Below are 21,529 nucleotides of genomic sequence, written 5' to 3' on the forward strand. Positions count from 1 at the left end.
TCCGGAACCGCACCGGCTCAGCCCCGCGAGAGCACGGCGCGGTAGCGGTCGCGGAGCGTGCCGGCCAGCCGCCGTTCGGTCGGCGTGAACCCGAGGAAGCGGAGCGTCGCCGCGTACGCCGCCAGCCCGGCGACAACGCCGACGACCGGCGCCGCCGGCCCGGCGATCGCGGCCTTCGCGCTCCAGGCGACGACGCCGAGCGGGACCGCGCCGGCCAGCGGCTTCCCGTGCAGCGGCGTGAACGGCTGGAGTCGCTCGAAGTGATAGAGGACGGCGACCTCCAGCCCGTTGTTCAGCGTCAACATGAGCACGTAGCTCGCCACGAGCCCGGAGAGGCCGTACCGTATCGTCAGCGGCACGGCGATCGCGGCCAACAGGAGGGTGATACAGACGTTGACCGCGAGGTATGGCCGCTGGTTGTCGGTCATCATCAGGAGGATGCCGACGCTGCCGGCGGCGCAGGCGCCGAACTGCGCGAGGACGAACCCGACCAGCAGCGGCGCGTAGGGGACGAACGCCGGTCCGAACAGCGACATCACGGTCTCGCGGTAGACGACCACCGGGACCGAGAGGCCGACGACGCCGACGAGGACGAGCCGGCTGGTGACGTGGTAGAACCGCGAGAGCGCGGCCCGGTGGTCGTCCTCGTGGAGCGCGGCGGCGACCGGCGGGACGAACTGGTTGAGCCCGATCAGCGGCAGCCGCACCAGCGACCCGACGACCATCCCGACCGCGAAGACGCCGCCCGCCACGTCCGTCAGATACAGCGCGATGAGCGGGTAGAAGCCCAGCCGCTGGGTCGTCGTCGCGACCCCGCCGACGAACAGCGGGGCCGTGTAGCGGACGTAGCGCCGCCCCACTGAGCGGAGGTCGGGACCGCTCGCGTCCCCCGCTCGTTCGGTGTCGCCGCCGTCTCTATCGGGTCTCCGGAACCGGAGCCCGATCCCTCGCTCGCGGACGAGCCACGCGGTCGCGGCGAGGCCGGTCAGTCCCGAGACGGCGACGACGCCGACCGCGACGGCGACGAGGTCGCCCAGGACCACCGCGCCGACGACGCCGACGAGCAGCTGCGCGACCGGGAAGCCGACCCGGAGCGCGAGGTTCAGCGCCGCGACCTCCTCCAGCCCGCGGAGCACCTCCGTCGCGGTGAACAGCCACACCGTCGCCGGCAGTCCGAGTGCGAACACGCGAAGCGTCGTCTCGAACAGCGGCCGCTGGTCGGTGAGCGACGTCACGAGCGGCGCCGCCAGGTACAGCCCGGCGCCGAAGACGGTCGCGACGGTCCCCAGCAGCAGCCCGGCGACCGTCACCAGGGCGTCGCGCTCGGCCGGCGAGTCGGCGTTCGGCAGGAACCGGCTCAGCCCGCTCCGGAAGCCCAGCGCGACGTGCAGCAGGAACTGCTGGAGCCGGCGGGCGACGGCGAAGACGCCGTAGGAACTCGCCGCGAACCCGTTGGTCAGGACCGCGGTGAACGCGACGGTCAGCCCGCGCTGGACGAGGATGCTCGGCACCGAGACCGTCGCGCCGTGGGCGACCCGCTCCAGGGCGTCGTCCAGGCGCGCCTCGACCGGGTCGGCGGGCTCGTCCCCCTCGTCGGGCCGCTCGACGGTCCCGTCTGACCGCTCAGCGAGCTCGCCGGACCGCTCGGCAGCCTCATCGGACCGCTCAGTTGTCCCTGCGGAGTCCGTCGACGCGCCGCTCCCGTCGCTGGTCGGCGTCGACTCGCCGCCGTCGGACTCGTCGGGGGCCGTCGGGTCGGGGACCACTGAGCTACCGTGGCGGATCGGGCGACAAAAAACCGCTGGAAGGCGACGGCGGGGAAGATCGGTTCCGCCGCGGTCGCGGCGGCCGCGGCGGTACGACTGTCCAGTCGGGAGCGCCGGCCGCGGCCGGGGTTACGAGCCCCAGAAGTTGTCGCGGCTGCCGAGGCGTTCGCGGTCGTCTTCGTCCTCCTCGTCGGCCTCGTCGTCCGCCTCGTCGGCGTCGGACTCGTCCTCGTCGTCGGGGTCGTCCGGGAGGCGTTCGAGCTCCTCGGCGCGGGCGTGGTTCGAGCGGACCTTGGTGATCTTCACCTTCGCGCGGGCCGGCGGCAGGACGCCGTCGACCATGATGATGAAGCCGTCCTCGGTGCGGCCGACGCCGGCGCCGCTCTCGTGGATGTCCTCGACGGTGACCACGACCTCCTGGCCGGGCTGGACGGGTTGGCTCTTGAGGTCCTCGATCGGCTGGTTGTAGTGATTGCACCACTCGGCGCCGCCGCGGTCGCCGTAGTGCGTACAGCCCATCCCCTCGATGCGCTCCTGAAAACTGGGGCACTCGTCCGCGAGTGGACAGTCGGGCATGACGGCGAGTAGCGCTGGGGCGAAGTAAACGCTTGCGCTCTCGCCGCCAGCGCCCGAAATCGCCGTTTCGATCCGCCGAACGGTCGTTCGCGGCCCCTGCGGCCCGTCCGCCGGTCTCCGGACGCTGGGGCGACCGCGCCCGTCACCCGCCCGGCCGCACGTCCTCGACCGTCACCCGTCGGGGCGCACGTCCTCGCCTGCACTCTCCGGGCGCACATCTTCGCCCGCCCCGTCGGGGTCGATCCCTAGCGTGTTCCCCGTCTCGACGTGGTCGATCCCGTCGACCTCGCAGACCGCGCCGACCCGCTCGTGGGCGACGGACACCTTCAGGGTCCGGAACTCCAGTTCGTCTTCGACCGTCGCGCCGGCGTCCGCGACGGCCGCGGCCACGTCGTCGATCGCCGCGTCGTCGGCGACTTCCAGCAGGAGGACGACCGACTCGCCCTCGACGGGGTCGTCGCGGATGGTGCGGACCGCTGGCGAGACGTACATGGTCGCCCCTTTGGCCGTCACCGCCGAAACGCTGGCGGTCCGCCGGGAGCGCGTCCCGTCGGCCCGGCATCCTCCCAAGGCTGTAGCCGCGGGGGAGTCCAACTGGGGGTGGAGCCCACGGACACGGAGAGGTTCGCAGGTTCGTCGTCACGGTTGACAGTGACCTGCGTTTGGGGCCGTGCCAGTACGGCCCCCGCCCCGGACAGCGATCTCGAGAACTTGCCCAAGGGTCACTTGCCGATGTTAAGCGCATCGTTCTTACATGTTTCCCGTTCGTCGTTAGAGACAATTGTCCAATATGGAAAAAATTGATTAACTCTCCAGGTACAATGGGGCCATAGTAGGGAAGAGACACAGCCGAAAGCTCCAGTCGAGACGGCACTGGGTTCAGTTGCAGGCGCTAGATAGATTAAACACGAGAGCGGAAACACACGGCACAATGGCAGATAGTCCCGACGAGGAGTCGTACCTCGTGGTGGTCGATTACGCGGAAGACACCGAGCGCAAGCGAGCGGAGTATCTGCTCGACAACTGGGACGAGGGGGAGGTCGAGTCGGTCCGCGGGCTCTCGCGGCGGGTCGTCGGCGTCGACATCGAGGAGCTGTACGAGCGGCTCGTCTCGAAGGTCCCCGAGGACCAGGTGGAGACGTACGAGCTCGATCCCGTCGACGCGTCCGCGAGCGAGCGGACCGAGCCGTTCGAGTTCGCGTTCGACACCGACCGCGACCGCGTCGAGTGGGCGATGGAGGCGATCATGAACAAGCGCAAACGCGTGACCCAGGACGCCGAGCACAACGTCTACGGGATCTACACGAAGAAGGGACGGGCGAGGGTCAGCTACTCGATCACGGAACTGCCCACTGGCGAGGTACGGCTCACCGGGGAAGTCAGCGGCTACGGCGAGGCGCCGGCGTTTCTCCGCGACTTCATCGGCGACGAACTGGAGTACATGGTGTAACGGCGCGCAGACGACAACGAACCGCGACAGATGAGCTTCCGGCCCGAACTGAACGAACTACTGAGCACAGCCGAGGCCGTCCTCAGAGAGGACCCCGTCAGTCTCAGGCGGATGGCGCCCGAGCGGAGGACGCGACTCTACAGCTCGGGACCGCGGACAGCTCGGCTCTCGTCTCCGCGGGAAGTGGCACTATTGCTTACAGGTTTCGCCTTCTGGACCTTGATGATTGCTTTCGGTGCAATGGGGGAGTTCCGGTGCGCCGAGCCCTCTTCGACGGCCCGTTCCCGGTTCGGGTGGCACCGCCGCCCGCCCGGCTCGCCCGCGGGCCCGAGCGGTCGAACGGTCGGCTCCTGACAGCCGGCGGCGTCTGCACGGTCGGGCGGTCCCCATCTTTTCCGCGGTCCGCCTCCGAGCGCGAGCGGGCGCGTTCCGCATCGCCACGAGGTCGCCCACCGTCGACGGACAGCGCGGCGGGGTCGGCACGACTCGTCAGTGGTCGTGGGTGTGGCCGCCGTCCGAGGCGGCGTCGCCGGTCCCGGAGATGTCGCCGCCGGCGACCAGGGCGTCGTGGTCGCCCTCGATCATGTCCATGTTCTTGAGGTTGTCCCGCTCCTCGAAGTCCTCGACGGCGTCCAGCAGATCCTGCTGGGTGAGGGTAGTGCGCTCCTCGGTCAGCGCGTCGAGCACCGCCTCGCGGAGGACGAGCCGGAGGTCGCTGCCGGTCAGCCCCTCGGTCTCGCGGGCGATCGCCAGCGGGTCGAAGTCCTCGATCTCCATGTCGCGGGTCACGACTTCGAGGATGTCCGCCCGCATCTGGTCGTCGGGCTTGGGGAAGTTGACGATCTCGTCGAAGCGCCGCCAGGCCGCGGCGTCCAGCTGGTCGGGGTGGTTGGTCGCGCCGATGAGCAGGACCTCGTGCTCGATGAGGCTCACCTCGTCGATGCTCTTGAGCAGAGTGTTGACCGCCCGTTTGATGGCGGCGTGTTCGTCGCTGGCGCGAGTCTTGGCGACGAAGTCGAACTCGTCCATGAAGAGGATACACGGCGACAGGCGGGTGGCGACCTCGAAGACCTTCTCGACGTTCTTGGCCGTCTCGCCGAGGTACTGGGAGGTGATCATCGACAGTTTCACCTCGACGAACGGCAGGTCGAGTTCGCTGGCCAGCGCGCGGGCGACGGAGGTCTTCCCGGTGCCCGGCGGGCCGACGAACAGGAGCTTCCCGATCTCCCGGAGGCCGATCCGGGCGAGGTAGTCGCGGTGTTCGATGGCCTTGACGATCTTGTGGATCTCGCCCTCCTGGTCGGGGGTCAAGACGAGGTCGTCCATGGTCATCTCGACCTCCTCGGGGGCGCGGATGTCGACGAGGTCGAGCATCTCCTGTTCGTCCTCGTCGTCCTCGTCGAAGTACTCCTCGAGGAGCTGGTCGATCCAGACGCGGTCGGCCCGAACGGGGCGGTTCTCCTCGCGGGCGAGTTCGTAGTCGGCGCCGTCGACCCGGTCCTCGTAGACGCTGGCGAGGACGGGGTTGTCGTTGAGCCGGTCAGCGTCGACCCGGTCGAGGAACCACTCCTCGGCCATGTCCTCGTCGGTGAAGGTGATGGTGCCCGAGAAGTCGTCGCGGTCGGTGAACATCAGCCCCGAGATCGCCTCCCAGGGCCGGTCCACGTCGGTCGCCTCCCGGGCCGTGGTCGTGGTGGCCGAGAGCGGGCGCTCGATCTCCCCGTCGCTCCAGAACACCGCCCGGTAGGCGGGCGGCAGGTCGTCGGCGTCTAAGTCGCGGTTGTCGCTGTAGGCCTGCGCCGTCAGCACGAACTCCACGACCGCAAGCTCCGGATCGCTCATTCCCACCGAGATTCGTCCCCCGACCGGATAAGTCTCGCGAACCGTCCGCGTCGTCCGAATATTGCCGGCGATCCGGTATCTAATCTGATACGTCTCGCCACGTTTATGTCGCCGGGGAAACGACACGCCGGACGAACCATGGACGAAGTCCTCGAAGTCGCGGAAGTCGCGGCCGATTTCGGACTAGAGGGCGTGTTCCGACTGATACTGGGGCTCGTCGGGTTCCTGCTGTTGGTGGGCGGCCTGGGACTGTGGCTGCTCACCGACATGGGCCTGCTCGTGCTCCCGGCGGTCCTGATGGTCGTCGGCGTCCTGCTGATGGTCGCCCCGGTCGTCCTGTTCGTCGTCGGCGACCTGCTGTAGTTCGGCGCTCCGCCCGTCGTCGCGACGCCCGAGAAACTCCGCGCGACGCGTCCGTCGTTTGTGAGGACTTAACACGTCGCGGCCCCTCCACGGATCCATGAGCGACGCGACTCCGGTCATCGTGCAGGCGCGGCGGACGCCCCAGGGAAAGGAGGACGGCGCCTTCGCGGACGTACGGAGCGAGGACCTGTCGGTCCCGCTGGTGAACGAGATGCTCGCCGACACCGGTCTGTCGGGCGAGCAGGTCGACGACCTGCTGTGGGGCTGCGCCCAGCAGCGCGACGAACAGGGCAACAACATGGCCCGCGTGGTCGCGCTCCTCTCGGACCTGGGCGAGGAAGTCCCGGCCGCCACGATCAACCGCTGGTGTGCCTCCTCGGCGGAGGCGATCATGCGCGGCGCCGACGCCATCGCCGCGGGCCAGCGCGACTGCGTCATCGCCGGCGGCGTCGAGTCGATGAGCCGCGTCGAACTCGGGCAGAACACCCACAACGTCCACCCGCGGCTGGCGGAACTCTACAACATCGGCGAGCTCCAGATGGGCATGACCGCCGAGAAGGTCGCCGAGGAGTACGGCGTGAGCCGCGAGGAACAGGACGAATACGCGCTCCGTAGCCACCAGCGTGCCGCCGACGCCACGGACTCGGGCCGGTTCGACGACGAGATCGTCCCCGTCGAGACGGAGGAGAGTACCGTCTCCGCCGACGAGGGCATCCGGCGGGACACCTCCCTGGAGAAGCTGGCCGGCCTGCCGACCGTCTTCAAGAGCGAGGGGACGGTCACGCCGGGCAACGCCTCCCAGATCTCCGACGGCGCCGCCGGCACGATGGTCACGTCCCGCGCGTTCGCGGACGACCACGGGCTGGACGTGCTCGCGGAAGTGGGCGACCACATGGTCGCAGGCGTCGACCCGACGGTCATGGGCGTCGGCCCCGTCCCCGCGGTCCGCAAGCTCTGCGAGCGCACCGGCCGGGACACCGACGACTACGACCTCGTGGAACTCAACGAGGCGTTCGCCAGCCAGGTCCTCTATTGCCAGCGGGAACTCGGCTTCGACGACGATATCTACAACGTCAACGGCGGCGCCATCGCCATCGGCCACCCGCTCGGGGCGTCCGGCGCGCGCCTGCCGGTGACGCTGATCCACGAGATGAACCGCCGCGACGCCGACCTGGGCCTCGCGACGGAGTGCGTCGGCTTCGGCCAGGGTGCGGCCGTCGAGTTCTCGCTGCCGTAACGTCCGCGCGCCCCTGGCGCGCGGTTCACCGGGCCGAGCGTTGCGAGGCCCGCTTTTTGCCCCATCTTTTTCGAGGAGCGGTGCCCACAGCGAGCACAGCGAGCGAGGACACCCGACGAGAAAAAGGTGGTAGCGGCGTGGCCGTCGAGTTCTCGCTACCGTAACGTCCGCGCGCCCCTGGCGCGCGGTTCCCCGGTCGCGAGCGAGCGAAGCGAGGTGCGACTAGTGAGGGACCGAAGGTCCCTCATACCATGCGAACGGGCGGCGAAGCCGCCCGTGAGCAGACGAAGGGAGTACCTCGTTGCGAACGGGGAACGGAGCGACCCGTGAGCGGAGCAAGCGGGTCGACCGGCTTTCTGTCCCATCTTTTCGCGCGTGGAGAGCGGTCGTCCGCCCGGAGGGGTGACGGTCCCGAGTGCGATCGGCGGAAATCGTAATTCAGTTTCGAAAAAATATTTATACTGTCAGTGAGGGTACCCCTGGTGTGCTTTCGGGGCCGCTGGTGGGAGGGTCGATACTGGGGGCCGCGGCCGCCGCGTTCGGGTGGTACGCGTGGCGGTTGCGGGGGGCGCGCGACAGGCCGGGGGGAACCGGGCTGGTCGCGATAGCCGCGCTGCTGGCGGTCGTGACGCTGGCCGAGGCGCTGGTCGTCGGGCTGGGGCTGCCCGCGGCGGCGCTCGCCCCGCTGACGCAGATCGTCGTCTTCGGCGGGGCGGTCTGCTGGGCGAAGTTCGTCATCGCGTACACCGGCCGGGACCCGGGCGGGCCGGGCGTGCTGGCGCTGGTCGTGTTGCTCCCGGCACTCGGGCTGGTCGGCGCGCTGGCGCGGTTCACGCCCGTCCTCCCGATGACCGAGCCGGTGAGTTCGGCCGGGCCGGTGAACGTCCTCCTCAGCAGCGTCGCCAGCGCGGCGTCGTGGGGGATCCTGATCGGACTGTCGCTCCTGTTGATCTGGGACGCGACCCGGTACGCCTCCTTCGAGCGCTCGCGCGGGGTCGCGCTGTCGCTCGTCGGTTTCGCGGTCGCGGGACTGCCGCTGGTCACGTCGGCGCTGGAGCTGGCGGACACCATCTCCATCGAGACGGGCGCGGTCGTCGCCCAGACGGGCGTCCTCGCGGCGCTGACCGTCGGCGTCGCGGTCGGCCGACCCTACCGCTCGCTGCCCATCGCGGAGGCGATCGGCCGCGACGCGGTCGTCTCGAACCTCAACGACGCCGTCGTGGTGGTCGACGGGGACGCGCGGGTCGTCGACATGAACGAGGCTGCCGAGGAGCTGTTCGAGCGGCCGCTCGCGGCGACCGTCCGCGAGCCGCTGTCGGCGCTGGTCGACGCGGACCTGCTGGGGCCGGACGGCCTGCCCGACGAGTCGACGATCGAGATCGAGGGGGCGGTCGGCAAGCGCTACTTCGACGTGTCGGTCTCGCGGGTGCGCCGCAGCGGCGCCGCCGCAGCGGGCCACGCGGTGGCGCTGCGGGACGTGACCGACGAGCGGATCCGCGGCCAGCGCCTGGAGGTGCTCGGGCGGGTGCTCCGGCACAACGTGCGCAACGACATGACGGCGGTGTACGCGATGGCCGACGCCGTCGCCGACGGCGGCGACGAGCGGACCGCCCGCCGGCTCCGCGAGACGGCCGACTCGCTGGTCGAGGTGAGCGAGCGGGCTCGCGCCGTCGAGGAGAGCATGTGTCTGGACCCCGCGACCGACGAGACGGCCGACGTGGGCGCGCTCGTGGCGGAAGTCGCGGCCGCGCTCCGCGATCAGGGCCACGACGTGTCGGTGACGGCCGACGGCGACGCGGCGGTCCGTCGGTCGCCGGAGCTTGTCGCGTCGGTCTGCGAACACCTGCTGTCCTACGCGACCGAGAACGCGGCGGGGCCGATAGCGGTGACCGTCGAGCGCGACGGCTGCTACGTCGACGTGACCGTCGAGAGCGACGGGCGGCTGCTGGCCGAACAGGACGCGGCGGCGGTCACGAACGGCGGGGAGACTCAGCTGGAACACGCCGACGACCTGGACATCTGGGCAGTCTCGTGGGGCGCCGAGCGGCTGGGCGGCGAGCTGGTACCCGACTGCGAGCGGGGTCGCCGCGTCGGCGTCCGGATCCCCGTGGCGTGACCGGGTGTCGGTCCCGGTGGCGCGACCGGCTGTCGACACCGACGGGTGGGCGGCCGCCGAACGCCCGGCCGTCAGTCCGGGTCGACGAGCTTCATGGCCTCGTTGACCGACTCGCGCCGGCCAAGCAGGGTGATGTGGTCGCCGAGTTCGACGACGTAGTCGGCGGTGGGCACCTCCGCGGATTCGTGGTCCCCCTTGCTGACCAGCGCGATGAGGCAGGCGTCGGGGAGCATCTTGCCGATCTCCCGGACGGGCTTGCCGGCGACCTCCTCGCTGGTGACCTCGACTTCCTGGACGTCACCGGAGCGGCCCACGTCGGTCATCCAGTGAGCGATGGCGGGGCGTTCGATCTGGTTGTCGATGGCCCAGGCGGTCGCCATCGACGCGGAGATCGTGCGGACGCCCAGGTCCTCGAAGGCGTCGACGTTGTCGGGGTTGTTCGCCCGCGCGATGACGTTCTCCACGTCGAACTTCGAGCTCGCCAGCTGCGAGACGAGCAGGTTCACGTCGTCGTCGCCGGTGGCGGCCACGATCGTCTTGGCGTTGTTCGCGCCGGCCTCCCGTAGCACCTCCGTGTCCGTGCCGTCGCCGATGACGGCGGTGAACCCCTCGTTGCGCACGCGTTCGGCGATCGATTCGTCCTCCTCGATGATGACCACGTTCTCGCCGCGGTCTTCGAGGCGTTCGGCGAGCGAGCGGCCCACCTTCCCGCCTCCGACGATGATGACTCTCATTGGTATCACGTCCAGGTACTGCGCCACGTGCCGCGCCAGCCCGCCCTCGACGAGGGCGGTCGCGAAGATCGCCAGGAAGACGACGCCCAGAAGCAGGTCCGCCTGGCCGACGAGCGTCGCCGCCTCCGCGCAGTGAGCCGCCGCCTCGCCGCTCAGGTCGGGGCGACCGCAGACGCTCGCGGCGGTGGCCCCCTCGCCGACCACGTCGGCCGCGTCGGCCCGCAGGGTGTCGGCGACGTTGCCGAGTTCGACGGCGAACAGCGTCGCGACCGACGCCGGGATGATCCCCCGCGGGCCGACGGCGCTGATGAACAGCCGCTCGTTGAAGGTGAAGCGGTCGCCGACCGTCGAGATCATCACGAGCAGCGGGCGGATCACCAGCGCGACGGCCGCGACGACCGCGAGCCCGGGCACCCCGACCTCCAGCAGCGTCTCGGGGTCGAGCTGGGCGGCCAGCGCGATGAAGACGAACGAGAGGACGACCAGCGTCACGTCGCCCTTGAAGTCGGTGATCTCCTCCTCGTAGGGGATGTCCAGGTTGCCGAGCACCATCCCGGCGGTGGCGACGGCGGCGACGCCGGCCTCGCTGGCCAGCGTGTTCGCGGCGGCGTACGCCGTCAGCGCGCCCGCGAGCACGAGCAGGCGGGCGTTCCGGGGCGCGTCCCCCGGCGAGAGGTCGACGTACCGAAGCAGGTAGTAGACAAGGGCGGCGACGACCAGCCCGACGAAGATGCCGATACCGATGCGGGTGGCGAACGACTGGACGAAGCCGGCCTGCGAGGCCTCGGGGTTCAGCGCCTCGAAGACGACGACCGCGATGATCGCCGCGGTCACGTCGTTGACGATCCCCTCCGTCTCCAGGACGGCCGCCACGCGGTCGCGGACCGGGACGACCTGCAGGATCGGGGTGACGACGGTCGGGCCGGTCGCGACCAGCAGCGCGCCGATCAGGAAGGCCAGCTCCCAGGTCGCCTGTTCGAACGCGAAGTAGACGGCGATCGCGGTCCCGACCAGCGCGATCACGGCGCCGATCGTGACCATCCGGAACGCCTCGGCGGGGGCCTCCTTGATCCGGTCGAGGTGGAGGTGGAACGCGCCCTCGAAGACGATGATGGCGACGGCCAGTCCGACGATGGCCGGCAGCGCCGCGCCGAACGTCTCGCTGGTCACCCAGCCGAGCCCGGGCCGCCCGATGACGACGCCCACGAGCAGGTAGAAGATGATGCTCGGGACCTGCAGGCGCGCCGCCAGTAGCTGTGCCAGGATGCCGAGCCCGATGATCCCCGCGACCAGCGGGATCAGGAGCCCGCTACCGCCGGCCGCCACAGTTTCCCTCCATCTGGTCGGATGGACGGAATCGCGCGACATAAACGCACTCACTCGCCGCTGCCGCGCGCCGCTTCCGCCCTCGTCGCGGCCGTCCTCCGTCGCCGCCGGCGCGCTCACCCGGGACGGCCACCGCGTCGTCCGGCCTCGGTGGGTCGACGCCTACAGCGGAACGTCCCACTCGTGGTCGCAGCCCGGGCAGCAGAAGGTGACCCGGGTCCCGGACTCGGCGGTCGCCCGCTCGACCACGTCCCCCTCGCGGTCGCCGCAGTCGGGACACAGCGCCTTCATCGGCCGGCGCCGGCCGCCCGGCGGCGGTCCGGGAAGCGATGTCGGGCAGTGCTCGGCCCGGGGGGTTCGGCCCGGTCGGTTCCGGGTCGGGGACCGTTCGAGCCGGACGGGGCACCGTCGGTGACCACGCGGTCCCTCAGTCCGACCGCTCCCGCAGGGCGCGGACCGCATCCACGCGGTTCGCCCCCGCGTCGTAGTCGAGCACGCCCAGGTCGGCCATCCGCGGCAGGTGGACGTGGTGCAGCGAGACCGCGAGCCGGTCGTGCCCGTCCGCGGACCCGCCCGCCCTCTCGCGCTCCCGGGCCGCCACCGCTTCGGCGAGTTCGTCCAGCGGCGTCGGCGCGCCCCGCTCGTCGAGGACGGCCAGCACCGCCCGCCGCCGCTCGGCCGCCAGTAGCTCGTAGCGCTCGTCAGCGCCGAGTTCTACGACCGCGCGCCCGTCGTCCGTCGTCCGCGATGTAGTCTGTGACATTGGTAGTCTCCGTTGGCGTACTATCTACCACCGCCCTCACCGGCGTAAGGGATCGCTAGAAGTGATTAGGTTCGGTCCCGGCGCGATGATGTGACTCAGATTTCACCTGTACTGATCCGAAAGTGACTGCTTGCGGGCGGATACGTACCGGACGCTGATCCGTGGAGATCGGTTTGTGCCTCCGCCGGCGGAAGGTTGTAGTGGCGGCCGGCCCTGGGTCGGCACGATGGAATCGCAGGGGCTGACCGAGAGTCTCCGGGAGACGCTCGCGGCGTTCGACGGGGACGGGGAACCGAGAACGACCAGCGAGGTGGCCGAGCGCCTCGACCTCGGGCGCCGGAGCACCTACGACCGGCTGGACCGGCTGGTCGACCGGGGGTACCTCCGGACGAAGAAGGTCGGGGCGAGCGCGCGCGTCTGGTGGCGGGTTCCGGACCCGGTCGCCGCCGGCGACGAGCCGGAGTGGCCGGCCGCGGCCGAGTCGCTCGTCGAGGACGTACTCGGCAAGGCGGCGGTCGGGGTGTTCGTCCTCGACGGCGACTACGAGGTGGCGTGGGTCAACGACGCGGCCGAACGGTACTTCGGCCTCGACCGCGCCCGCGCGCTGGGGCGGGACAAGCGCGAGCTGGTCGACGAGCGGATCGCCCCCGCGGTCGAGGAGAGCGAGGCCTTCGCCGACCGCGTGCTGTCGACCTATGACGGCGACGCTGGGGAGTCGCGCTTCGAGTGCCACGTCACGGCCGGCGACGGCCGCGCCGAACGCTGGCTCGAACACCGCAGTCGACCGATCGAGTCCGGCGCCTACGCGGGCGGGCGCGTCGAGGTGTACGTCGACGTGACCGAGCGCAAGCGCGCGGAGCTGTCGCTGCGCGACCAGCGCGACCAGTTCGAGTCGCTCGTCGACGCCGTCGAGGAGTACGCCATCTTCCGGCTGGACACGGACGGCCGCGTGCAGACGTGGAACCCCGGCGCCGAGCGCCTCAAGGGGTACGCGGCCGACGACATCCTCGGCGAGCACTGCTCGACGTTCTACACGGAGGCCGACCGCGAGGCGGGCGTGCCCGAGCGGAACCTCGCGACGGCGGCCGAGGAGGGGTGGGTCGAGGACGAGGGGTGGCGCGTCCGGGCCGACGGGACGCGCTTCTGGGCGAACGTGACGATCACGGCGATCCGCGACGACGACGGCGACCTGGAGGGGTTCGCGAAGGTCACCCGCGACATGAGTGACCGCCGCGAGTTCGAGCGGGAGCTTCAGCGCGAGCGGGACCTGCTGGAACGGGTCTTCGACGCCATCCCGGTCGGGGTCGCGGTCCTCGACGGGGACGGCGAGCCCCTCAGGATGAACGAACGGACCGAGCGGTACCTCGGGGTCGACGGCGGTACAGACGCCGACGCTGACGGGGAGGGCGGCGAGAACGGGGAGTCGGAGGCGCTCCCCGCCGGGACCGTCTACGACGAGGACGGGGAGCCGGTCCCGCCGGGCGAACGGCCCTACGATCGGGCGCTCCGGACCGGTGAGTCCGTCCGGGAGTGGGTCGGCCGGTTCGCCCTCCCCGGGGTCGGCGAGCGGTGGCTCTCGATCAGCGCCGTCCCGCTGACCGACGACGACGGCGAGGTCGAGCGCGTCGTCGTCTCCGCCGACGACGTGACCCAGCTGAAAGAGCAGGCCGAGCGGCTCGAACGGCGGCGGGCGGACCTCGAACACGAGCTCGACGACCTGCTCGAACGGGTCGACGACGGCTTCTTCGCGCTCGACGAGCACTGGCGGTTCACCTACGCCAACGAGCAGGCAGCGCAGTTGCTCGACCGCGACCGGGGCGAACTGGTCGGGCGGAACGTCTGGGACGCCTTCCCGGCGGCGGTCGACACGGCGTTCCAGCGCGAGTACGAACGGGCCCGGGAGACCGGCGAATCGGTCTCCTTCGAGGCGTACTTCCCGCCGCTGTCGGCGTGGTTCGAGGTGTCGGCCTACCCCTCCGAGAGCGGCCTGTCGGTGTACTTCCGGGACGTGAGCGAGCGCAAGGCCCGCGAGCGGGAGCTGGAGCGCTACGAGCGGATCGTCGAGACCGTCGAGGACGGCATCTACGTCGTCGACGAGGACGGCTACTTCACGCAGGTCAACGAGACGTACGCCGCGATGGTCGGACGCGACCCCGGGGAACTGGTCGGCGAACACGTCTCGAGGGTCGTCGACGAGGAGGCGGTCACGGCGGCCCGGCGGCTCGAAGACGCCCTGGCGATCGACGAGCGGGCGACGGCGACGCTGGAGGCGACGCTCGCCGGCCCCGACGGCGAGGAGTGGATCGGCGAGGCGACGTTCTCGCTGATGGAGACCGAGGACCCCGTCGACGAGGACGGCGAGACCGCCCGCGAGCGCATCGCGGTCGTCCGGGACATCACCGAGCGCAAGGAACGGGAGCGCGAGCTCGAACTGTACGAGCGGATCGTCGAGACGGTCGACGACGGCATCTACGCCGTCGACGACGACGGCCGGTTCGTGCTCGTCAACGACGCGTTCTGCGAGCTGCTCGGGTACGAGCGCGAGGAGCTGCTCGGGATGGCGGCGACCGACATCTACGACGAGGAGTACGCCCCCGTCGTCGAGGAGCGGGCGGCGTCGGTCGCGGCGGGCGAGCGCGACGCGGCGACCATCGAGTTCGAACTCCGCCGCGCCGACGGGAGCGCCGTCCCGGTCGAGACCCGCTACGAGCCGTTCCCCTACGGCGACGGCGCCGGCCGCTGCGGCGTCGTCCGGGACATCTCCGACCGTCTCGACCGCGAGCGGGAGCTCCAGCGGCGGGTCCGCCAGCAGTCGGTCGTCACCGAACTGGGCCGGCGCGCCCTCGAGGAGCGCGACCTGGACGCCCTGATGGCGGAGGCGGTCGAGCAGGTGGCGACGACGCTCGACAACGACTACTGCAAGGTGCTCGACCTGGACGACGACGCCGACGAGTTGCTGTTTCGCCAGGGGGTCGGATGGGACGAGGGGATCGTCGGCGAGGCGACCGTCTCGGCCGTCGCGGACGACTCCCAGGCCGCCTACACCCTCCGGTCGAGCGAGCCGGTCGTCGTCGAGGACCTCCGCGCGGAGGAGCGGTTCGGCGGCCCGGACCTGCTGCGCGACCACGACGTGCGCTCGGGGATCAGCGTGATCATCGGCTCGCCCGACGACCCGTGGGGGATCCTCGGGACCCACGACACCGACCCGGGGGGCGTCTCCGAACAGGACGTGAACTTCGTCCAGTCGGTGGCGACGGTCCTCGCGACGGCGATCAACCGCCGCCGCTACGAGGAGCGGCTGGTCCGCCAGCGCGAGCAGCTGGCGGCGCTGAACAGCCTCAACGAGGTCGTCCGCGGGATCACCGACGCCGTCGTCGACCAGTCGACCCGCGAGGAGATCGAGCGGGCGGTCTGCGACCACCTCGCCGCGGCCGACTCCTACCGGTTCGCCTGGGTCGGGGCGGTCGACAGCGGCAGTCAGACCGTCCAGCCGCGGGCGAAGGCCGGGACCGACGGCTACCTGGACGGGGTCACGGTCTCGGTGGACCCGGACGACGAGCGCAGCGGCGGCCCGACCGGCCGGGCGTTCCGGACCGGCGAGATGCAGGTCACCCAGGACATCCAGGCCAGCGACGCCCACGACCCCTGGCGCGAGCGCGTCGACAGCTACGGCGTCCGGTCGTCGGCCGCGATCCCAATCGTCCACGAGGGGACGACCTACGGGGTTCTGAACGTCTACGCCGGCCGTCCGAACGCCTTCGAGGGCCAGGAGCGGACGGTTCTGTCCCAGCTCGGCGAGGTCGTCGGCCACGCCATCGCCGCCGCCGAGCGCAAGCAGGCGCTGCTCTCCGACGAGGTGATCGAACTGGAGTTCCAGATCACCGACCTGTTCGCGGCGCTGGATCTGAACGAGCGGCCCGACGGGCGGTTCTCGTTCGACCACGTCGTTCCCGTCGGCGACGACGAGTTCCTCGTCTACGGGACGGCCTCGGCGGCGGCCGTCGACACCGTCGAGCGTCTGGTCGAGCGCCTCCCCCACTGGGCCGAGGTGTCGTTCGCCGACGAGGAGGGCGACGGCGACAGCGAGGGCGAGCGCGGGTTCGAGCTCCGGATGGTCGAGCCGCCCGTGCTGTCGACGCTCGCCTCGCTCGGGGGCTCCGTCGAGGAGGCCGTCGTCGAGGACGGCGACTACCGGATGACGCTGCACGTCTCGCCCACGGCCGACGTGCGGCAGGTCATCGAGGCCGTGACCGGCGCCTACCCCCAGGCGACGATGCTGCGCCGCCAGCAGGTGACCAGGGAGGACGCGCAGGCCCGCTCGACGCGGTCGCTGCTGGAGGGGCTGACCGACCGCCAGCGGACCACGCTGGAGGCGGCCTACCACGCCGGCTTCTTCGAGTGGCCCCGCGACGCCTCGGGCGAGGACGTGGCCGAGTCGCTGGGCGTCTCCCCGCCCACCTTCCACCAGCACCTCCGCAAGGCCGAGGGCAAGGTGTTCGGCGGGCTCTTCGAGGGGACCGCCGACTGATACGGATTATTGCAAGCGTTTCCCGGGTCGACCGCACGACTGCGTGCGGTCGATCCCGGAATGACTTGCAATGATCCGTATGAGAGCGGCCCGCTCCCTCGCCCGGCGAGAGCGCCGTTGCACCGCGACGGCGGCCCACTCGGGGGGCGCGCGACCAGTCGCCGTGCCAACATTTATTGCGGTATCGATAAATTCCCCCGATAATGGATAACGCGGGTCACGTATCGGCCGGGTGGGAAGACGTGGCACGGGCCGTGCCGGGCGGGGTGGGGATCCAGGAGGGGGAGACGCTGGCGTACGTCTCCCCGACGTTCGCCGGGATCGTCGGGCGCAGTCGGGAGAAGTTGCGGGACAGTCCGTGGGAGTCGCTGTTCGAACCGGGCGAGACCGAGCGGATGCGGGCGGCGCTCGACGCGGCCCGGACCGGCGGCCGCTGGCGTGGGGAGGTATCGATCGTGGGGGCGGGGAGAGTGCCCGCCGAGCTGACGCTGTCCTCGCCGGAGGGGGTCGAGGCCGTCGTCTGGTGGGTGTCCGAGCGGGACCCGGACGCGGCCGACGAGGGGGACGCCGAGGCGCTCCCGCGGGGCACGTCCGCCCGGCTGGCGCGGACGGTCCTGAACACCATCGACGACGTGGTCTACGTCATCGCCGAGGACAGCAGTTTCTGGTTCTGGAACGAGCGGCTGGCCGAGACGACGGGGTACAGCTACGAGGAGATCGCCGCGATGGACCCGATGGAGTTCATCCCGGAGGACCAACACGAGTACGTCCCGGGGCTGCGCCAGGCGATCGAGAGCATCGAGGACCGCCGCGTCGAGGTGGACATCCTCACCGCCGACGGCGAGCGGGTCCCCCACGAGTTCAGCGGGACGACGTTCGAGGACCCGGAGACGGGCCGGTCGTTCAGGTGCGGCGTCGCGCGCGACATCGCCGAGCGGCGCGAGCGCGAGCGGACGCTGCGCCGCCAGCGCGACGAGCTTGCGACGCTGAACCGCATCAACGCCCTCCTGTTCGAGACGGCGCGGGAGGCGATCCGGACGGGCAGCTGGGGGGCGGTCACGCGGGTCCTCTGCGAGCAGGTCGCGGCGTCGGAGTTCTACCGGTTCGCCTGGGTCGGCCGGTTCGACCGGGGGACCGACCGGCTCACCCGCGTCGCCGCCGACGGCGCAGCGGGCGGGCTCGAGACGGTCAGGACGGACGGGTCGACCGACGGGGAGGCTCGCGACGTGGTGGCGCGCGCGGTGCGCACCGGCAACGTCGAGGTGACGACGCGACAGGACGGGCTCGCGTGGCAGTGGGACGACCCCGCACGGGACGGCGGGACGGAGTCGGTCGCGGCCGTCCCGCTCGACCACGACGGGACCGTCTACGGCTGTCTCGTGCTCGGGACGGAGCGGTCGGACGCGTTCGGCCCCCGCGAGCGGACCGGCCTGGAGGTGCTCGGCCGGCTCGTGGGGATCGTGTTGCACGCCGCCCGGACCCAGAAGCTGCTGTTCGCGGACTCGGTCGTCGAGCTGGAGTTCGAGGCGACCCGGGGGGAGTCGCCCCTGCTCCCCGTCGGTGACGAACTCGACTGCACGCTGTCGCTCGACGGGTACGTCCCGGGCGGCGAGGGCTGGGTGCTCTACCTGTCGGCGGAGGGGGTGGAGCCCACCGAGGTGGCGGACGCCATCGGGGAGAATCCGCGGGTCGAGACCGTCCGGGCGATCACCGCGGGCGACCGGTCGGGGCGGTTCGAGGTGGTCGTCTCGGCGTCGGCGTTGCTCGACGCCGTCACCGACGCCGGCGCCACCGTGCGGACGGCCACCGTCACGCCGACGGGGACGCGGTTCGTCGTCGAGGCCCCGTTCGACGCCGACATCCGCCGGGTCGCCGACCGGGTCGTCGCGGCGTTCCCCGAGGCAGAACCGCTCGCGACCCGCGAGCGGAACCGCGAGCCCGCGACCGTCGGTCGACCCGGGGGCGTCCTCGACGAGCTGACCGCCCGCCAGCGGGAGGTCCTCGAGGCCGCCTACCGGGCCGGCTACTTCGCCTGGCCCCGCGAGAGCACCGCCGAGGAGGTCGCCGACGCGCTCGGGGTCGCCCCGTCGACGGTCCACGCCCACCTCCGGAAGAGCGAGGCGGCCATCCTGGCGGAACTGCTCGACGCCGCGGAGTAGCGGTCGACCGAACCGCCCGGCGGGAGCGACGAGGTGCCGCGTATCGCCCGACACGAGGTACGTAGCGTCCCGATTTATTAGAGCTATCTCACATTCTCCGGGCAGGAAAATATGAGAATACTGCAAGCACACGGCCCGTACCGACGCGGATCGAACACCGAGCGGCAGACGAACTCCCTCCCGGCGCCCGGAACGCGAGGTGGTCTATGACCGACGACGAGTCGCGGGGTCCGAACCGGCGGTGGGTCCTGAAGGCGCTCGGGGCGTCGGTCGCGGCGTCCGCGATAGCCGGCTGTTCGGGCGACAGCGACGAGGGCGACGGCGGCTCGGACGGCTCCGGTGGAGGCGACGGCGGTTCCGGCGGTCAGGACGGCGGCGACGGCGGCTCGGGCGGATCCGACGGCGGCGACGACAGCGACGGCGATGCCGGTGGCGACGGATCGAGCGGTGGCGGCGGTGCAAGCGGCGGCGGTACCGACGGCGCCGACAGCCCGAAGGCAGCCGTCGAGCGGTACGTCCAGGCGAGCCAGGACGACGACGGCGAGGCGATGTCGGCCATCGTCCACCCCGACGGGACCGCGACGACCTCGCCGGAGTCCGGCGGGGGGTCGACCGGGGAGGTGACCGTGAACTCGATGACCGTCACGGCGGAGTCGGACACCGAGGCGACGGTCGAGGTGTCCTTCGATCTGACGGTCTCCCAGGACGGCGAGGAACAGACGAGTTCCGCCGTGACGACCTTCGAGGCCCGGACGTACGAGGGCGAGTGGTTCGTCTACTCGGTGTCGGAACCCACCTTCGAGGATGGGGGCGACACCGGCGGCACGCCGTCTGGGGGCGGGGAGAGCACACCGTCCGGGAACGGGGAGAGCACGCCGACCGACGGCGGCGGCTCCGAGGAGTTCGTCCGGGAGTCGATGGGCAGCGTCGGGCGCGACGACATCGACGAGCTGACGATCGTCGCCTGGCAGTCCGAGGCCACGGACAGTCAGTTCAACGTGCAGATCGCGGTCCGGAACGACGGCGACCAGCGGGCCGACGCGCGGGAGTACACCTACCAGATTACCGCCTACGACGACAGCGGGGCGGAACTGGAGAGCATGGGCACGGCGGTCGCGTACCCGATGGAGACGGCGATGGCGCCCGGCGAGGTGGCGTCCGTGGTCGCCACGCCCGACGTCAGCGCCGACCCCGAGACCGTCGCGTCCTACGAGATCAGCTTCCACTGCGACGGGCCGTTCGCAGAGGGCGTCTACTGTTCGGGCTGATAGCCAGTGGCGGCCGCGACCGGGCGAGAGCGTCACCGCGGTATCGAGTAGACGTAGTGGTCGGTCGCGCCGACGTACACCGTCTCGTCGGTCACGACGGGGTCGGCGTAGACGTCCGACCCGAGTTCGAACCGCCACCGCTCGGTCCCGTCCGCGCTGTCGAGCGCGTAGAGGTTTCCGTCGCCGCTGCCGACGTAGACGGTCCCGTCCGCCACGGCCGGCCGCGACCGCACCCCGAACCCGGTCTCGAACGCCCAGGTCACGCTCCCGTCGTCCCGGTCGAGCGCGTACGCGCTGTCGTCGGTGCTCCCGACGTAGACGGTCCCGTCGACGACGGTCGGCCGCGTCCGAACCGGCCCGGTCGGGGCCGTCCACACCACGCTCCCGTCGGCCGTCGAGAGCGCGTGGGACCCGACGTAGACGACCTCGTCCGCGACCGTCGCGGCGCACTCGACGGGGCGGTCGAACTCGCGGCGCCACCGCCGGTCGCCCGTCGCCGCGTCGACCGCGTACGCGGCGCCCCACTCCTCGTCGTCGGTGACGTAACTCCCCTGGTTACAGCCGGCGTAGACGGTCCCGCCGTCGACCGCCGGGCCGTAGAAGTTCGTCTGCTCCTGCCAGAAGGTCCACCGTCGGCTCCCGTCCGCCCGGTCGAGCGCGTACAGCCGGTTCCCGACGCTGGCGACGTAGACCGCGTCGTCGGTGACGGCCAGCCCCGAGACGGCGACCGCCTCGGGCAGTTCGGCGAACCACCGCTGTTCGCCCGCGGCGGAGAGCGCGACCACCCCCTCGGCGCCGCCCGCGTAGACGGTGTCGCCCCGGACCGTCGGGTCCTGAACGTTGTTCCCGAGGACGTGCTCCCACTCCCGGGTCCCGTCGGCGGTCGAGACCGCGTACAGGCTCCCCTCGTCCGCGCCGAACACCTCGCCGACGTAGAGCGTCCCGCTCTCGACAGCGGGCGACCCCGCCCACCCCGACAGCTCGAACCGCCAGCGCGGCTCGCGCCCGGTCGGGGTGTCGCTCCCCAACTGCTCCGCGGCCTCCGAGAGCGAGTCCGTACAGCCGGCCGTCCCGGCGAGGCCGAGCGCCGCGGCCGTCCGGAGGAACCGCCGGCGTCCCGCCCGCCGCTCGTCGTTCCCCGTCACGGGTCGTGACGCCGGCGAGAGTCGTCGATCGTGTACACGAGCCCGATGTCATTCACGCCGGTCACCCCGTCCCGGTCCGCCCGCGGCCGTCGGACACCCGGCACCGTCGTCGCGACGATCATGCCCGAACGTCCGCCGAGCGGTACTTGAAACGGCGCGCTAATTACGCCGTGTGCCCGGGCGAACCGGGTGGTTCACGACGAGAGGTGGGGGATCACCGTCGGGGACGGCGGCGAGCACGACGCGCTCTCGTGCG

The 21,529-nt window shown here is 71.2% G+C and carries 16 protein-coding genes; 7 read left to right on the forward strand and 9 right to left on the reverse strand.

The window, feature by feature from the left end:
* Positions 1-17: 17 nt before the first annotated feature.
* The 3 genes from ACMGFI_RS05225 to ACMGFI_RS05235 form a co-directional block, all read right to left on the reverse strand.
* A complete protein-coding gene (locus ACMGFI_RS05225; protein WP_436907884.1) occupies positions 18-1,766 on the reverse strand; it encodes a lipopolysaccharide biosynthesis protein in 1,749 nt (582 codons plus the stop codon).
* Positions 1,767-1,895: 129 nt separating this feature from the next.
* A complete protein-coding gene (locus tag ACMGFI_RS05230; RefSeq protein WP_436907887.1) occupies positions 1,896-2,342 on the reverse strand; it encodes a TRAM domain-containing protein in 447 nt (148 codons plus the stop codon).
* A gap of 171 nt (positions 2,343-2,513) precedes the next feature.
* Positions 2,514-2,834 carry a hypothetical protein gene (locus ACMGFI_RS05235; protein WP_436907890.1) on the reverse strand — a complete coding sequence of 107 codons (321 nt, stop codon included), beginning with the start codon at positions 2,832-2,834 and terminating at the stop codon, positions 2,514-2,516.
* Positions 2,835-3,273: 439 nt separating this feature from the next.
* On the opposite strand from ACMGFI_RS05235, the gene ACMGFI_RS05240 reads away from it, so the two are divergent.
* Positions 3,274-3,792, forward strand: coding sequence for a hypothetical protein (locus ACMGFI_RS05240; RefSeq protein WP_436907893.1), 519 nt, complete (start codon positions 3,274-3,276; stop codon positions 3,790-3,792).
* Between the two features lie 489 nt (positions 3,793-4,281).
* Here the strand turns inward: ACMGFI_RS05240 and ACMGFI_RS05245 are convergent, their stop codons facing one another.
* On the reverse strand, positions 4,282-5,634 hold the full coding sequence (locus ACMGFI_RS05245; protein WP_436907895.1) for an ATP-binding protein: 1,353 nt from the start codon (positions 5,632-5,634) through the stop codon (positions 4,282-4,284).
* A gap of 138 nt (positions 5,635-5,772) precedes the next feature.
* Here ACMGFI_RS05245 and ACMGFI_RS05250 point away from each other — a divergent pair, with 138 nt between their 5' ends.
* From ACMGFI_RS05250 to ACMGFI_RS05260, 3 genes are all read left to right on the forward strand, one after another.
* Positions 5,773-5,997 (forward strand): hypothetical protein, encoded by a 225-nt coding sequence (locus ACMGFI_RS05250; RefSeq protein WP_436907898.1) that lies wholly within the window; start codon positions 5,773-5,775, stop codon positions 5,995-5,997.
* Positions 5,998-6,094: 97 nt separating this feature from the next.
* Positions 6,095-7,234 carry a thiolase family protein gene (locus ACMGFI_RS05255; protein WP_436907901.1) on the forward strand — a complete coding sequence of 380 codons (1,140 nt, stop codon included), beginning with the start codon at positions 6,095-6,097 and terminating at the stop codon, positions 7,232-7,234.
* Between the two features lie 484 nt (positions 7,235-7,718).
* Positions 7,719-9,350: a PAS domain-containing protein gene (locus ACMGFI_RS05260; protein ID WP_436907904.1), complete on the forward strand. Its 1,632-nt coding sequence runs from the start codon at positions 7,719-7,721 to the stop codon at positions 9,348-9,350.
* Positions 9,351-9,421: 71 nt separating this feature from the next.
* Here the strand turns inward: ACMGFI_RS05260 and ACMGFI_RS05265 are convergent, their stop codons facing one another.
* The 3 genes from ACMGFI_RS05265 to ACMGFI_RS05275 form a co-directional block, all read right to left on the reverse strand.
* Positions 9,422-11,452: a cation:proton antiporter domain-containing protein gene (locus tag ACMGFI_RS05265; protein ID WP_436907906.1), complete on the reverse strand. Its 2,031-nt coding sequence runs from the start codon at positions 11,450-11,452 to the stop codon at positions 9,422-9,424.
* A gap of 120 nt (positions 11,453-11,572) precedes the next feature.
* Positions 11,573-11,701, reverse strand: a complete 129-nt coding sequence (locus ACMGFI_RS05270) for a hypothetical protein (RefSeq protein ID WP_436907909.1) — start codon at positions 11,699-11,701, stop codon at positions 11,573-11,575.
* Positions 11,702-11,837: 136 nt separating this feature from the next.
* Positions 11,838-12,173, reverse strand: a complete 336-nt coding sequence (locus ACMGFI_RS05275) for a DUF7344 domain-containing protein (protein ID WP_436907912.1) — start codon at positions 12,171-12,173, stop codon at positions 11,838-11,840.
* 226 nt (positions 12,174-12,399) lie between these two features.
* On the opposite strand from ACMGFI_RS05275, the gene ACMGFI_RS05280 reads away from it, so the two are divergent.
* The 3 genes from ACMGFI_RS05280 to ACMGFI_RS05290 all read left to right on the forward strand — a co-directional run bounded on the left by ACMGFI_RS05280 (position 12,400) and on the right by ACMGFI_RS05290 (position 20,128).
* On the forward strand, positions 12,400-16,701 hold the full coding sequence (locus ACMGFI_RS05280; protein WP_436907915.1) for a PAS domain S-box protein: 4,302 nt from the start codon (positions 12,400-12,402) through the stop codon (positions 16,699-16,701).
* Between the two features lie 203 nt (positions 16,702-16,904).
* The gene (locus ACMGFI_RS05285; RefSeq protein WP_436907918.1) at positions 16,905-18,860 is read left to right on the forward strand and encodes a bacterio-opsin activator domain-containing protein; all 1,956 of its coding nucleotides are present in this window, start codon (positions 16,905-16,907) and stop codon (positions 18,858-18,860) included.
* A 206-nt stretch (positions 18,861-19,066) separates the two neighbouring features.
* Positions 19,067-20,128: a nuclear transport factor 2-like protein gene (locus ACMGFI_RS05290; RefSeq protein ID WP_436907919.1), complete on the forward strand. Its 1,062-nt coding sequence runs from the start codon at positions 19,067-19,069 to the stop codon at positions 20,126-20,128.
* A 32-nt stretch (positions 20,129-20,160) separates the two neighbouring features.
* On the opposite strand, the gene ACMGFI_RS05295 is transcribed toward ACMGFI_RS05290, so the two are convergent.
* Together ACMGFI_RS05295 and ACMGFI_RS05300 are read right to left on the reverse strand one after the other, a co-directional pair.
* On the reverse strand, positions 20,161-21,273 hold the full coding sequence (locus ACMGFI_RS05295) for an outer membrane protein assembly factor BamB family protein (RefSeq protein WP_436907921.1): 1,113 nt from the start codon (positions 21,271-21,273) through the stop codon (positions 20,161-20,163).
* On the reverse strand, positions 21,270-21,395 hold the full coding sequence (locus ACMGFI_RS05300; protein WP_436907923.1) for a hypothetical protein: 126 nt from the start codon (positions 21,393-21,395) through the stop codon (positions 21,270-21,272). The genes ACMGFI_RS05295 and ACMGFI_RS05300 overlap by 4 nt, the downstream gene beginning before the upstream one ends.
* Positions 21,396-21,529: the final 134 nt, after the last annotated feature.

The sequence above is a fragment of the Halosimplex marinum genome (genome assembly GCF_051414075.1).
Lineage (GTDB): Archaea > Halobacteriota > Halobacteria > Halobacteriales > Haloarculaceae > Halosimplex > Halosimplex marinum.